A 15827-nucleotide genomic window follows, 5' to 3' on the forward strand; every position below is an offset into this window, starting at 1 on the left:
TTCGCGATCGTGAGGTAAACGAACATGGCTGAAGCACAAGACGATTCGGCGAAGACTGGTCCGGATATGACCGTCGCCGAGATGCGTGAGTGGCTGCGCAACTGGGTGGGCAACGCGACGGGGCAGTCCCCAGATGCGATCAACGAGAGCGCACCGCTGGTCGAGCTCGGATTGTCCTCGCGTGACGCGGTCGCGATGGCCAGCGACATCGAGGATCTCACCGGGGTCACGCTGACCGCGACCGTGGCGTTCCGGCATCCGACCATCGAGTCGCTCGCGACGGTGATCATCGAGGGCGAGCCCGAGGAAGACACGGCGGCGCTAGACGCCGAGGACTGGTCGCGCACCGTCGACGAGGGTGTCGCCAACATCGCGATCGTCGGTGTGGGAACGCGTTTCCCGGGCGATATGAACACCCCCGACGAGATGTGGCAGGCGCTGCTGGAGGGCCGCGACGCGATCACCGATCTGCCCGAGGGACGCTGGTCGGAATTCCTGTCCGAGCCGCGCATCGCCGAACGGGTCGCCAAGGCTCGCACCCGTGGCGGCTATCTGTCGGATATCAAAGGGTTCGACGCCGAATTCTTCGCGCTGTCGAAGATGGAAGCCGACAACATCGATCCGCAGCAGCGGATGGCGCTGGAGCTGACGTGGGAAGCGTTGGAGCACGCGCGGATTCCCGCGTCCAGCCTGCGTGGGGAAAACGTCGGCGTCTACATCGGCAGCTCGGTCAACGACTACATGTTCATGTCGGTCGCCGACCCCGCCGTCGCACACCCGTACGCGATCACCGGCAACTCCAGCGCGGTGATCGCCAACCGGGTGTCGTATTTCTACGACTTCCGCGGCCCGTCCATGTCGATCGACACAGCGTGCTCGTCGTCGCTGGTCGCCGTGCACGAGGGCATCAAGGCGCTGCGCGGCGGGGACGCCGACGTGGTGGTGGCCGGAGGCGTCAACGCGCTGATCACCCCGCTGGTCACCCTCGGCTTTGATGAGGTCGGCGGCGTGCTGGCCCCCGACGGCCGGATCAAGTCGTTCTCCCAGGACGCCGACGGATACGCCCGCTCCGAGGGCGGCGGGGTGGTGGTGCTCAAGCGCCTGGCCGACGCGCGCCGGGACGGCGACCAGATCCTCGCGGTGATCGCCGGCGGCGCGGTCAACCACGACGGCCGTTCCAACGGAATGCTCGCACCGAATCCCGATGCGCAGGAAGCGGTGCTGCGCAAGGCCTACAAGGATGCCGGCATCGACCCGCGCAGCGTCGACTACGTCGAGGCGCACGGCACCGGCACCATCCTCGGCGATCCGATCGAGGCCGACGCGCTGGGCCGCGTCATCGGCCGCGGTCGCGCCGCGGACAAGCCCGCGCTGCTGGGCGCGGTGAAGTCCAACATCGGTCACCTGGAGTCGGCCGCCGGTGCGGCGAGCCTCGCCAAGGTGGCGCTGTCGTTGCACAACAACAAGATTCCGCCCTCGATCAACTACACGGGGCCGAACCCGTACATCGACTTCGAGAAGGAACACCTGAAGGTCACCGACACCGCGACCGACTGGCCGCGCTACAGCGGCCACGCCATCGCCGGCGTGTCGGGCTTCGGGTTCGGCGGCGCGAACGCGCACCTGGTGGTGCGTGAGGTGCTGCCCTCCGACCTGGTCGAGCCGGCTCCCGAGCCGGACGTCGCGGTCGTGTCGCCGGCCAACGACGACGCCAAGGCGGTCTACGTCGGTGGGGTCCGGATGGACGAGTACGGCGAGTTCATGAACGACGACAACGACGACGACCGTGGGGACGACGAGTTCTACGGACGGATCGCCGACGAGGAGCCGGAGCTGCCGGGGCTGACCGACGAGGCGCTGCGCCTGCTTGAGGTCGCCCGCGAGGAGCTGGCCGCGCAGGAGGCCGCCGAGCCGCCGGCAAGGATTGTGCCGCTTGCGGTTTCGGGATTCCTGACCTCCCGTAAGAAGGCCACCGCCGCCGAGCTCGCCGACTGGATCGACAGCCCCGAGGGGCGGGCCGCGTCGCTGGAGTCGATCGGGCGGTCGCTGTCGCGGCGCAACCACGGCCGGTCCCGCGCGGTCGTGCTCGCCCACGACCACGACGAGGCGATCAAGGGTCTGCGCGCGATCGCCGAGGGCAAGCCGAACCCGATCGTGATCACCGCGGACGGTCCGGTCACCAACGGCCCGGTGTGGGTGCTCGCCGGATTCGGTGCCCAGCACCGCAAGATGGCCAAGAGCCTGTATCTGCACGACGACACATTCGCCGAGTGGATCAACAAGGTGGACGCGCTGATCCAGGACGAGCGCGGTTGTTCGGTCGTCGAGATGATCCTCGACGACGCGATCGACTACACCGACGAGACCACCGACCTCCCGATCGAGAAGGTGCAGCTGGTCATCTTCGCGATCCAGATCGCGCTCGGCGAGGTGCTCAAGGCGCACGGCGCGAAGCCCGGTGCGCTGATCGGGCAGTCGCTCGGCGAGGCCGCGGCCGCGTACTTCTCCGGTGGTCTGTCGCTGGAGGACGCGACCCGCACCATCTGCTCGCGCGCCCACCTGATGGGTGAGGGCGAGGCGATGCTGTTCGGCGAGTACATCCGGCTGATGGCGCTGGTCGAGTACTCGGCCGACGAGATCGAGACCGTGTTCGCCGATTACAAGAACCTCGAAGTGTGCGTGTACGCCGCACCGACCCAGACCGTCATCGGCGGTCCGCCCGACGAGGTGGACGCGATCATCGCCCGCGCCGAATCGGAGGGCAAGTTCGCCCGCAAGTTCCAGACCAAGGGCGCCAGCCACACCACGCAGATGGACCCGCTGCTCGGTGAACTCGCCGCCGAACTGCAGGGCATCGAGGCGCACACCGTGCAAGTGCCGTACTACTCGACGGTGCACGAGGGCTCGCTGGTGCGGGCCGGCTCGGACCCGATCCACGATGTGGACTACTGGAAGAAGGGTCTGCGCCACAGCGTGTACTTCACGCACGGCATCCGTAACGCCATCGACAACGGGCACACCACGTTCCTGGAGCTGGCGCCCAACCCGGTGGCGCTGATGCAGGTGGGTCTGACCACCGCCGCGGCGGGACTGCATGACGCGCAGCTGATTCCGACGCTCGCGCGCAAGCAGGACGAGGTCGACTCGATGACCACGGCGATGGCGCACCTGTTCGTGCACGGGCACGACCTGGACTTCCGGACGCTGTTCCCGCTGCCGAAGGACCGGACGCTGGACCCGGCGGTGGACTACGCCGACATCCCGCCGACCCGGTTCCGGCGCAAGCCGCACTGGCTCGACGTGCGCTTCACCGGCGACAGCTCCACGGTGATGCCGGGCAACCACGTCGCCACCCCGGACGGCAGGCACGTGTGGGAGTACGTCGGGCGGGGCGCCGTCGACGCGCAGACCCTGGCCGCTCTCGTGAAAGCCGCTGCCGCAGCGGTGCTTCCGGATGCCAAGCTGACGGCGTCCGAGCAGCGCGCGGTGCCCGCCGAGGGCGCCCGGCTGGTGACGACGCTGACCCGCCACCCGGGTGGTGCCAGCGTGCAGGTGCACGCGCGGATCGACGAGTCCTTCACTCTCGTCTACGACGCGATCGTGACGCGCGGCGGTGCGCAGACCGCGCTGCCGACTGCCGTCGGCGCCGGGGCTGTCGCCGAGATCGCCGCTGCGGCACCAGAACCCGAGCCCGAAGAGGACGGTGCGGCGATCCTTCAGGACAACCTCACCGCGGGAGCGGGCCTGGCCGCCGGCTTCGCGAAGTGGTCGCCGGACACCGGGGAGACCATCGGTGATCGGCTCGGCGCGATCGTCGGTGCGGCGATGGGCTATGAGCCCGAGGACCTTCCGTGGGAGGTGCCGCTGATCGAGCTCGGGCTGGATTCGCTGATGGCGGTGCGCATCAAGAACCGTGTCGAGTACGACTTCGACCTGCCGCCGATCCAGCTGACCGCGGTACGCGACGCGAACCTGTACGCGGTCGAGAAGCTGATCGCCTACGCGATCGAGAACCGCGACCAGGTCGAGGAGATCGCCGAGGCTCAGAAGGGGCAGACCGCCGAGGAGATCGCCGCGGCCCAGGCCGAGCTGATGGGTGGTGCGACCACGGTCGCCGAACTCGAGGCGAAGCTGGCCGAGGCGGGCCATCCGATCGCCGCCAAGCCCGAGGACGCCGCCGACGAGGACACCGCCGACGAGGTGACGACCGCCGCGGGAACCGAAGCGCCGCCGAGCATCCCGCCGCCGCCCACGGATCCGTCGGGGCCGACCGGACCCGCGGCAGCCGCCGCCAAGGTCCTCACCCAGGAAGCGGTCGCCGAGGCGCTCGGCGCCGACGTGCCGCCGCGCGACGCGGCCGAACGCGTCACGTTCGCGACGTGGGCGATCGTGACCGGCAAGTCGCCGGGTGGCATCTTCAACGACCTGCCGTCGATCGGCGACGACGTCGCCGAGAAGATCGCCCAGCGACTCTCCGAGCGTGCCGAGGGCACCATCACCGTCGAGCAGGTCAAGTCGGCCCGCACCATCCAGGACCTGTCGGTCGCGGTGCGCGACGAGATGGACGCCGGTGAGCTCGACGGTTTCGTGCGCATCCTGCGCCCCCGGCCCGAAGGGTCCACCCGCGTCCCGGTGTTCGTGTTCCATCCCGCCGGCGGCACCACCGTCGTGTACGAGCCGCTGCTGAAGCGGCTGCCCGCCGACACCCCGGTCTACGGCATCGAGCGGGTCGAGGGCTCCATCGAGGAGCGGGCCCGCGAGTACGTGCCGAAGCTGATGGAGATCCAGGGCAACGGCCCCTACATCCTGGCCGGCTGGTCGCTGGGCGGGGCGCTGGCCTACGCCTGCGCGGTCGGGCTGAAGAGCCAGGGCGCGGACGTGAAGTTCGTCGGTCTGATCGACACGGTGCGCGCGGGTGAGGAGGTGCCGCAGACCAAGGAGGAGATCCGGGCCCGCTGGGACCGCTACGCCCTGTTCGCGCAGCGCACCTTCAACGTCGAGGTACCGCCGATCCCGTACGAAGAGCTCGAAGCGCTCGACGACGAGGGGCAGGTGAAGTTCATCCTCGACGCGGTCAAGCAGAGCGGCGTCGAGATCCCCGGCGGCATCATCGAGCACCAGCGCACGTCCTACCTGGACAACCGCGCGCTCGACACCGCGAAGATCGAGCATTACGACGGGCACGTCACGCTCTACATGGCCGACCGTTACCACGACGACGCGATCATGTTCGAGCCGCGCTACGCGACCCGTAAACCCGATGGCGGATGGGGTGAATTCGTCGACGATCTGGAGGTCGTGCCGATCGGGGGCGAACACATCCAGGCCATCGACGAGCCGTACATTGCAAAGGTCGGTGCCCACATGAGCGAGGCGATCAGCGCGATCGAGAGCGAGAACAAGTGACCGAGGTATCTCCCACCCACCACCCGGCACGAACGACTGCCGAACTCCTGGCCGAACTCCGCGAGAAGCTGGAGATCGCCAAGGAACCCGGTGGGGAGAAGGCCGTCGCCAAGCGGGAGAAGAAGGGCATCCCGAGCGCCCGCGCCCGGATCCACGCGCTGCTCGACCCGGGCAGCTTCCTGGAGATCGGCGCGCTGGCCAAGACCCCCGGCGACCCGGACGCGCTCTACGGCGACGGTGTGGTCACCGGCCACGGCACCATCAACGGCCGCCCGGTCGGCGTGTTCAGCCACGACCAGACGGTGTTCCAGGGTTCGGTCGGCGAGATGTTCGGCCGCAAGGTCGCCCGGCTGATGGAGTGGGTGGCGATGGTCGGCTGTCCGATCATCGGCATCAATGACTCCGCGGGCGCGCGTATCCAGGACACCGCGACGTCGCTGGCCTGGTACGCCGAGCTGGGCCGTCGCCACGAGCTGCTGCGCGGCCTGGTGCCCGAGATCTCGCTGATCTTCGGCAAGTGCGCCGGCGGTGCGGTGTACTCGCCGATCCAGACCGACTTGATCGTCGCGGTGCGCGACCAGGGCTACATGTTCGTCACCGGGCCCGACGTGATCAAGGACGTCACCGGTGAGGAGGTCACCCTCGACGAGCTCGGCGGCGCCGACGCTCAGGCCCGCTACGGCAACATCCACCAGGTCGTCGAATCCGAGGCCGCCGCATTCCAGTACGTGCGCGACTATCTGAGCTTCCTGCCCGCGAACACGTTCGACGATCCGCCGATCGTCAACCCGGGGCTGGAGCCGGAGATCACGCCGCACGACCTCGAGCTGGATGCGATCGTGCCGGATGCCGACAACCAGGCCTACGACATGATGGAGATCCTGCTGCGGATCTTCGACGACGGCGACGTGTTCCAGGTCGGTGAGCAGGCCGGGCCCGCGATCATCACGGCGTTCGCGCGCGTCGACGGCCGTCCGGTCGGCATCATCGCCAACCAGCCGATGTACATGTCGGGTGCGATCGACAACGAGGCCTCCGACAAGGCGGCCCGCTTCGTCCGGTTCTGCGACTCGTTCAACACCCCGCTGATCTTCGTGGTCGACACCCCGGGCTTCATGCCGGGCGTCGAGCAGGAAAAGGGCGGCATCATCAAGCGCGGTGGCCGCTTCCTGAACGCCGTGGTGGAATGCGACGTCCCGAAGGTGACGATCACCATCCGCAAGTCCTACGGCGGCGCGTACGCGGTGATGGGCTCCAAGCAGCTCACGTCGGACTTCAACTTCGCGTGGCCGACCGCGCGGATCGCGGTGATCGGTGCCGAGGGCGCCGCGCAGCTTCTGGTCAAGCGGTTCCCCGATCCGACGGCGCCCGAGGTGCAGAAGATCCGGGCCGACTTCATCGAGGGCTATAACAGCACCCTGGCCACGCCGTGGATCGCGGCCGAGCGCGGCTTCATCGACGGCGTCATCGAGCCGCACGAAACGCGCCTGCTCATCCGCAAGTGCCTGCACCTGCTTCGCGACAAGCAGATCAATCGCGTGCAGCGCAAGCATGGCCTGACGCCCATCTAGGAAGCGGATGCGGTTGGATGGGGTCTGTGTCTGCTGATTTCACCGGGTTGAGGCGCGCGGCGCCGCTCGGCGACCCCCGCTTGGACCTGTGCGATCTGTACGTGTTCCAGTCGCCCTCCGATCCCGAGCGGACCACGCTGATCCTGACGGCGAACCCGGAAGCCGGTCCGCTGCACCCCAAAGCGGTGTACCGCATCGGCATCGACAACGACGGCGATCTGCGCAACGACATCGCGTTCAACTTCGTGTTCTCCGAACCGACCTACGACGGGGAACAGCCGCACCAGCGCGTCGACGTCCGGTTGGCGTTGCAGGCCGAGGCCAGGGTCGAGTCCGCGTGCGGATCGGAGATCTTCGGCAACGTCGACGTGTCCTTCCACGGGGATCCGCACATCTGGCGGTCCCGCGGCGGGGGATTCGTGTTCTTCGCCGGCGCACGCCGCGACGCGTCGTTCGACTCGAACGTGATCGCGATGGCCGTCGAACTGCCCACCAGCTATCTCGGGGCCGCCCCTGACGTGCGGATCTGGGCGCGGTGCACGTTGCGCCAAGACGGCCGCTGGGTGCACGCCGACCGCATCGGCCACCCGTGGGTGAGCGGCTTCTTCAGCACCGACGAGGAACTGGCCGAATTCAGCTCCGGCGAGCCGAACATGGACCGCCCGCACTGGATGGGTCACCTGATCGAGCTGATGGCCGAGACGGGCGGCTACAGCCGTGAGGAGGCCATCGACGCGATCGAGGCCGAGGGCACGCTGCCGGACGTGTTGACGTTCAACCCGGCCAAACCGGCCGCGTACCCGAACGGCCGGGCGCTGAGCGACGATGTCGCCGACTACCGGTCGCGGTTCCTGACCAAGGGACAGAAGGGTTTCTCAGGGCTCGGTGCGCCGACGGATCTACTGCCCGAATTCCCGTACCTGAGCGGTCCTCGGTAAGCGCTTATAGGATGCGCGCATGCCGCTGAGCGACGGCGAGGTCATCTCCGGATACACGATCTCGCGCATGTTGGGAGCCGGCGGTATGGGCGAGGTGTACCTCGCCAAGCATCCGCGCCTGCCCCGCTACGACGCGCTGAAGGTGCTCTCGGCGGCGGTCTCCACCGACAGCGAGTACCGGGAGCGGTTCAACCGTGAGGCCGACATCGCCGCGTCGCTGTGGCATCCGCACATCGTGCAGGTCCACGACCGCGGTGAGTTCGACGGTCGGCTGTGGATCTCGATGGACCACGTCGAGGGCACCGACGCGGCCAAGCTGCTCGCCGACAGGTACCCCGGCGGGATGCCTCCGGATCTGGTGATCCGGCTGGTGACCGCGGTCGGGGAGGCGCTCGACTACGCGCATCAACGGGGCCTGCTGCACCGCGACGTCAAACCCGCCAACATCCTGATCGCCGACCCGGAGACCGAGAACGAGCGGATCATGTTGGCCGACTTCGGCATTGCCCGCCGGCTCGGCGAGGTCAGCGCGCTGACCGGGACGAACATGACGGTCGGCACCGTCGCGTACTCGGCACCCGAGCAGTTGACGGCCGACGAGGCGATCGACGGCCGCGCCGACCAGTACGCGTTGGCGGCCACGGCGTTTCAGCTGCTGACCGGAACCCCGCCGTTCCAGCATTCGAATCCGGCGATCGTGATCAGCCAGCACCTCACCGCCCAGCCCCCGTCGATCGGCGTCCACCGGCCCGAATTGTCTGGTCTGGGTGAGGCGTTCACCAAGGCGCTGTCGAAGTCGCCGTCGGACCGGTTCGACCGGTGCGTGGATTTCGCCCGCGCGCTGGGGCATCGCAGCGGCGTGACCGGGCGGGGGAGCTCGGTGGACCACGATGCGACGACGTATTCACCGGCCACCCCGGCCGGCCCCAGGCACGCCAAACCGGCGCCGGCCGCACCGGCCGGTTCCGGTATGCGCAACCGCATCCTGATCGGCTCGGCGGTGGTGCTGGCGCTGGCCGCGGCCGCGGCGGTGGCCCTGCTCGCGGTGTTCGAGAAGGACGAGATCCACGCCGGCGCGAAGGCACCGGCGCTGCCGGTGGTGGTGGTCGGCGCGGACTGCGCGACTCTCGGCGGGGCCGGGATCACCCAGGACGGCAAGTCCGCCTACTGTGCCCGGCTGTCGTCGACGGGTGAGCCGCTGTGGTCGCTGTACGAGGGCGAGATCCCGCACCCCAGCGCCACACCGGAACCCGGGAGCACCGCGCCCGCGGACGCCCCGGTCCTGGTGTGCATGGAGCAGACGGGCCAGAGCCAGAACGACTGCCACAGCGACATCCAGCAGGAGAACTCCGACCCGGCCGCCAACGACAACCAAGGCGGCCAGAACTAGCCTCGCGTCACGGCCGGAACCGCATCGGACCCGGCGAGTACAGACCCGAGTGTGTCGTCGACCCCAGTTCGATCTCGGCGGGGGTGGCGTCGACGATGGTGTCGAAGCGCCGCAGCGAACCCCAGTCCTGACCCCAGTCGTTCGACAGATAGGTCGACATCACCGACGCGCGCAACAGCAGGTCCGTGATGCCGAGCAGACCGCCGTTGAGGCCGTCCTGCCAGGTGTCGGTGCTCTGCAGCTTCGCGTAGTAGTCCGGTGAGATCCTGAACTTGGGTACCTCGGTGACACCGTTGGCGTGCAGCATCGGCTGCTGGCACGGGAACGCCAGACCGACCGCCCAGTCCATCAGCACCGGCTGCTCAGAGCCGACGTATTCCTGCACCGAGCGCAGCTCCGGAACCCGGGGCGGGGTCACCGCGACCCAATCCCCTTGTCCCAGCGACAGATCCTCGGCGACGACACGCACCGCGACCGCGTCGGCGGGGATCGCCGAGCGCGGGTAGCGCAGGTTGCGCCACGACGGGGTCGGGCCGATGTCGTACGGGCTGACCCGCCCCGCGGGCACCGGCGCGCCGTCCGGACCGGCCACGGCGTACTCCAGATCCACGGTCTGCCCGGTGGTCAGGTTGTTCGCGACGCTGGTGCCGGTGATGGTGCCCGCGGCGGTGATCACCACCAGCGGATGTGCGTCATCGGGTGCGGGCAGCTGGTACCACGCCGACGCGAGGCGGCTTTCCTGTTGCGGCCCGGTCGAATACGTGCCCGCCACCGGTACGCGGGCCGGGTCGAGTCCGTAGGGCAGCGGCACCGTGGACCCGTTCACGCCCGGCCGGGACAGCTTGATCGGACGGTTCCAGTCGTAGTCGGTGCCCGGCTGCGGATTGTTCAGCCGGATCGCCTCGGCGATGATCCGGTCCGGAACTCCGTTGGGGGAGAAGCCCGTCGGCTTCTCGCCGCCGAGCGGGCCGAGCGGGCCCCAGGTGGGTTGACCGGGGCCGGCGGGCAGGGGCGCAAGGAAGCCGTCGTTGGAGTCGGGTTCGACCAGGACGTCGTCGGCGAGACCGCAGCCGCCGGCGAACGCCCGGATGTTGGCCCAGCCGTTGGAGTACGTCGGGTACTGGCGTACCACCCCGATGGCCATCGACGCCACCATGAACAGCACCATGAAGCCTGCGGCGATCGGGATCGGCGCCGCGGTCAGCGCGTCGACCACGCGGGATTGCTGCGTGCCGCGCAGGTGCAGCCAGAACGCCGCGAACGCGGCGACGAAGAACAGCACGAAGAACACCGTGCTGACGGTCACCCCGCCCAGTTGGGGTACCGAATTGTTGAACGGCGCACCGAAGTTCGACACGTACCACCAGCCGTTGGTGGACGCGAAGCACAGCGCCAGCACAAGCAGCAGCCCGGCCAGGAACGCCATCCGGTTGCGTGCCGAGCGCAGCACCGCCGGGGACACCAGCACCGTGGCCAGCGCCGCCATCGCACCGCCCACGGCGGCGAACAGCCCGAAGTGGTGGATCCACTTGGTGGGGGTGAACATCAGGAAGAAGATCGTCGCGAAGATGACGCCCATCAGCCGCCACGCCGGGCCGCGGGCGACGCCGGGAACACGCTTGCGGCGCAACATGATGAACAGCGACGCGAACAGACTCAGCGCGGTGAACAGGAACGCCACCCGGCGGGCGATCGCACCGTCGGTGGTCGGCAGGATCAGGTAGTAGTAGCGCAGGTTCTCGGTCCACCACTCCTGGCTCGGACCGATCGCGGTGCGGATCTTGGTCGCCTCCAGCACCGTCGCGAGCGTCTGGTCGGCGAACACCACGGCCAGGATCACGGTGCCGGCGGCCAGCAGTGGCGCCAGCAGTGGCCACAGCCCGACGCTCTGGCGGCGCCGCATCAGGATTCGCAGGATCGGGCGGCCGCCCGCGATCAGCGCGGCGACCGCGATCAGGCCGGTGGGCTGGATACCGAGGGTGAACGCCGCGGTGGTGATCGCCAGCGCGGCCGGGGTGAGCCGGCCCGAGGTGATCGCGCGTTCGATCAGCACATAGGTGATCAGCGCGCCGGTGGCGATCTGGCCCTCGGGGCGCAGACCGTTGTTGAACGGCATCCACGCGCCCAGCAGCACCAGCCCGGCCGCCCACAGCGCGGGGCGGCTCGCGATCACCGCGGGCCCGAGGCGGGGCAGCACCTCGCGCGAGAGCAGCAGCCAACAGATCACCGCGCAGATCAGGTCCGGCAGCCGCATCCAGATGCTCGCAGTGCTGACCTGGCTCATCAGCGCCAGCACGTTGTAGTACCAGCCGAACGGGTCCTCGGGGCTGCCGAACCAGCGGAAGTAGTTCGACATGTAGCCGGCGTGTTCGGCGACGCGCGCCATCTGCAGGATGTAGCCGTCGTCGGACGAATTCGCCCCGATCACGTACCAGATCGCGAAGCCGCCGAGCACCACGCCGTCCACCGCGGTCACGGTGCGCCAGCGGGTCGGGATCAGATGGTGCATCCGGCGCCCGTCGAGGCGGTCCAGCCGCCACAACGCCAGGATCGCCAGGATCGTGCACACGACGGCAAGCACCATCGCGGCCAGCTTCAGCGCGGTCGGGTGTGTCGTGAAGCGGGTGTCGATCTCGGCGGAGAACCGCAGCCCGGGCGGGGCAGGGCCGGTCAGGTCGGTGAAGACGCCGACAATCGCGGGCCGCAGGTTCGGGTCCGGGTAACCGGTGCGTTGCGGTTGGCCGGCGTCGGCGCCGTCGGTCTTGGTCAGACCGACGAACTCGGCGTAGGTGCCGTCGTGATTCGACGTGATCTCGATGCTGGAACAGCCGGGGGCGCCCCCGGTTCCGGCGACCCGGTCACGCTCGACGCTGGCGACCACGACGTTGCGCACGATCACGTCGACGCGGTCCTCGGTGACGTTGACCAGCATCGCGTTCAGCGCGGCGTCGCGGCCCTGCGCGGGCGCGGTGCCCAACACCAGGCCGCCGTCGGCGGGCATGTCGCGCACGACGTCGCAGGGCACCGTCGCGGTCAGACTGACCGGGGCCTGGGAGATCAGCGGCGCGGTGACGTTGGCGAGCTGTCCCTGCTGCGGCCAGTTCAGCGTCGCGGTGGTCTGGGTGACCGGCAGCAGCGGCACCGCGACCGCCATCACGAAGCCGAGCAGACCGGCGATCGTGGCGACCCAGCGCGCGATCTTCACGTCGTCTCTCACGGGAGTGCCCTGATCGGTCCGCCGCGGCTCCAGCCGAACACTCGCTTAGACCCTTCCTCGATCACCGCGTCGGGTGCCTGCTCGGGCGGCACGACGCGCAGGTAGCGCTCCAGCGAGCCCCAGTCCCGATACCAGTCGCCGCGCAGATAGCTCGGGATCGACTCGGTCCGCAGCAGCGCCTGGATGAACAGGAACGGCCCGCCGTCCTGGGCGGCCTGCCACTGGTTCGACGACACCACGATCTGCTTGAAGTTCGGCATGATCCGGTACTGCGGCAGCTCCGCGATGCCGAGGTGCTCGGCGAACGGGCGCTGGCACGGGAAGTTCGCGGCGGTGGCGATGTCCATCAGCACCGGGGTCTGTGTACCGAGGAACTCGCTCGCGGTCTGCAGCACCGGCACCCGCGGCGGGGTGAACCCGAACCACTGGTCCTCCGACAGGTTCGGGTCGTCGGCGACGATGCGCGCGACGTTGGCCTCCGGCGGTGCGGTGTCCAGCGGGAAACGCAGGTTGCGCCAGGCCTTCTGGGCGAAGATGTCGATCGGGTCGACCTCGTTGAGAGCTTCGTATGAGCCGTCGGGGCGGTGCACACCCCACTGCAGCTTCAGCGACTGACCGTAGTTGAACGAGCCGTCCTCGTTGTAGTACCAGATCGCGCCCGCGGCGGCGACGGCCACCAGCGGCCGGTCCGGGGTGCGGGGCGGCAGTTGATACCAGGCCGAGGTGGCCTTGGCCGCGATCCCGGCCTCGTCCGAACCGGGCTCCGCCCAGCTGCCCATCACCGGGGTGGTCTGCGGGTCCAGACCGAACGGCAGGAACACCCGGGACCCGTTGACGCCCTCGGGACCGTAGCCGCCGCCGGTGCCGGCCGCGTAGCCGACGCCGATGTTCGGCTTGTCGACGGGGCCGTCGGAGTTCGGGGTGCCGGGGTTGGCGGCCACCGGTTCGGCGGGCTCGAGGGTGTCGCTGACGCCGTTGGGGGTGAAGCCGATGGGGTTCTCGCCGCCGAGCGGGCCGTACTCACCGAAGCGCTGCCCCGGAACCGGTTGCAGCATGCCGGCGTTGGTGTCGGCCTCGACGAGGACGTCGTCGGCCATCGCGCAGCTCGTGCCGCCGGAGCGCAGCGCGGCGATGTTCGCCGCGCCGATGGTGTAGACGGGGTAGCGCCCGACGGTGGCCTTGACCATCGAGCCGAGTTCGAGCACGACCATGATCACCGCGACGATCAGCAGCGGCGTGGACGCGAGCGCGCGGTTGCGGCCGGTGTCGGCGACCTGGGTGTGCCCGGCGTAGTCCATCCGGAAGTGCAGCCAGCCCGTCAGCAGGCCACCGGCGATGGCCAGCACCAGGAAGATCGTGGTGACGGGGTAGCCGACGATCACCGGCTGCTTGTCGAACCACGGCACGCCGTAGTTGGCGTTGTAGAACCAGCCGTTGATGCCCGAGGTGGCCCAGGCCAGCACGAACAGCAGCGCGGTCACGTACAGCGCGAGGTTGCGTCGGCTGTGCAGACCGACCCGGGCGAACGCGAACGCGGTGACCGCCCCGAGCGCGCCCGCCAGCCCGGCGAACACGCCGAACTGCACCGCCCACTTCGTCGGGGTCGGGATCAGCAGCAGTAGCCCGATCCCGGTGGTGCCGACCAGCCGCCACAGCGGGCCGTTCACCGCACCGGGCACGCTGCCGCGGCGCAGCAGCACCGCGATCACGCCGAACAGGCACAGCAGCAGGATCAGCACCGAGAAGCGCCGTGTCAGTGAGCCGTCGACGCTGTCCTCGACGGTCAGGTAGTAGTAGCGCAGGAACTCCTGGTACCACGGCACCGTCGGGCCGACGACGTATTTGATGCGCACCGACTCGGCGACCGAGGCCAGCGTCTGGTCCCGGAACACGACCACGAACAGCAGCGACGCGGCCGCGGCGAACGGTGCGAGGGCCGACAGCAGCCCGTCGGTGGCGCGCCGGGCCGACACCACCCGGGTGACGGCACGCGCCCCGACCAGCAGCGGCGCGACCGCGACGAGGCCCTGCGGGGCCAGCGTCACGCAGAACACGGCGACGACGATCGCCACCGCATACGGCGCCGGCTGCCGTCGCGCGAGGGCGAGTTCGACCAGCATCCACGCCGCGACCACACCGAACGCGATCAGCGGTTCGGGGCGCAGCCCGTTGTTGAACGGCAGCCACGCGGCCAGGAACACCGCGCCCGCGGTCAGCACCGCGACCCGGTTGTCCGCCAGCCGTTTCCCGAGCCGGGGCAGCACACAGTGGCTCAGGATCAGCCACGTCGCGATCGCGGCGGCGGTGGCGGGCAGCCGCAGCCACACGCTGGCCGTGCTGATCGACGCCATGTGCGCCAGCACGCTCTGGTACCAGTCGAACGGTGCTTCGGACGCGCCGAAGTAGCGGTAGTAGTTGGTGGTGTAGCCGGCCTCGGCGGACACCCGCGCGATGGTGGTGTTGTAGCCGTCGTCGGAGGTCTGGGCGCCGACGATGTGCCAGATCAGCAGGCCGCCGACCACGGCGGCATCGGTCAGCCACGTCCACAGCCCGGCGCGGCGCCGGCGGCGCAGCTCGCGCGGGACCCGGCGCCCGGACCGGCGGTCCAGCACGGCCAGCGCGGCGATCGACGCGAGCACGCAGAGCACGCCGAGCGTCATCACGGCCAGCTTCAGCGGGGTCGGCGACGTGATGAACCGGGTGTCGACGTCGACGTGGGCGCGCAACCCGGCGTCGAGGCCGGTCTCCAGGTCGGTGAAGATGCCCGACACCTGGGGTCGCTTGTCCGGCGGCAGCGTGCCCGCGGCGCCGGGGATCCCGACGAAGTCGGCGCCGACCGCGCCGACGTCGGCCCAGACCCGCAGGTCACTGCACTCGCCGGCGTCGACGGCCGCGCGCGGGGCGACCGCGGCGACGGTGTCGCGGAACGCGACGTAGACGACGTCGGCGTTGGCGCGCACGAACAGCCCGTTGCGGCCGGCGTCGATGCCGTCGGCCGGGTTGGTGGAGAACACCACGCCGTCCTCGCCGGGCAGGCTCGCCACGGCGCGGCACGGGATGGTGACGTCGAGTGAGCGCGGCGCCCCGGACACCAGCGGCGCCGTGACGTCGCTGACGTATCCGTCGGCGTCCACGCTTTGCGGCCACGTAATCGCCGCGGTGGACTGGGTGACGGGAAGCAGCGGGGTGAGCCCGCACAGCACGAGTCCGGCGAGCCCCGCGATGACGGCGACGAGGCGGGCGGACGGGGCAGGCACGAGGGTCGATCGTAGGCGACGTTCTTAAGCGGCCGGGTCCGGCGTGCC

General features: G+C 69.6%; 6 protein-coding genes. 4 read left to right on the top strand and 2 right to left on the bottom strand.

Annotated features, from left to right (window positions below):
* The first annotated feature begins 24 nt into the window (after positions 1 to 24).
* The 4 genes from pks13 to NTM_RS08680 are packed head-to-tail and all read left to right on the top strand — an operon-like array spanning position 25 to position 9305.
* On the top strand, positions 25 to 5406 hold the full coding sequence (pks13, locus tag NTM_RS08665; RefSeq protein WP_163766048.1) for a polyketide synthase Pks13: 5382 nt from the start codon (positions 25 to 27) through the stop codon (positions 5404 to 5406).
* Positions 5403 to 6977, top strand: a complete 1575-nt coding sequence (locus tag NTM_RS08670; RefSeq protein WP_104865217.1) for an acyl-CoA carboxylase subunit beta — start codon at positions 5403 to 5405, stop codon at positions 6975 to 6977. Before pks13 ends, NTM_RS08670 begins: the two co-directional genes overlap by 4 nt.
* A 26-nt stretch (positions 6978 to 7003) precedes the next feature.
* Positions 7004 to 7915 carry a DUF4331 family protein gene (locus NTM_RS08675; protein WP_104865218.1) on the top strand — a complete coding sequence of 304 codons (912 nt, stop codon included), beginning with the start codon at positions 7004 to 7006 and terminating at the stop codon, positions 7913 to 7915.
* 19 nt (positions 7916 to 7934) lie between these two features.
* Positions 7935 to 9305: a serine/threonine-protein kinase gene (locus tag NTM_RS08680; RefSeq protein WP_163766049.1), complete on the top strand. Its 1371-nt coding sequence runs from the start codon at positions 7935 to 7937 to the stop codon at positions 9303 to 9305.
* 7 nt (positions 9306 to 9312) lie between these two features.
* On the opposite strand, the gene NTM_RS08685 is transcribed toward NTM_RS08680, so the two are convergent.
* Together NTM_RS08685 and NTM_RS08690 are read right to left on the bottom strand one after the other, a co-directional pair.
* A complete protein-coding gene (locus NTM_RS08685; RefSeq protein WP_232079907.1) occupies positions 9313 to 12555 on the bottom strand; it encodes an arabinosyltransferase domain-containing protein in 3243 nt (1080 codons plus the stop codon).
* Positions 12519 to 15779, bottom strand: a complete 3261-nt coding sequence (locus tag NTM_RS08690; RefSeq protein WP_163766051.1) for an arabinosyltransferase domain-containing protein — start codon at positions 15777 to 15779, stop codon at positions 12519 to 12521. The genes NTM_RS08685 and NTM_RS08690 overlap by 37 nt, the downstream gene beginning before the upstream one ends.
* Positions 15780 to 15827 lie beyond the last annotated feature (48 nt).

The organism is Mycolicibacterium parafortuitum (genome assembly GCF_010725485.1).
In the GTDB taxonomy this organism is placed as follows: Bacteria; Actinomycetota; Actinomycetes; order Mycobacteriales; family Mycobacteriaceae; genus Mycobacterium.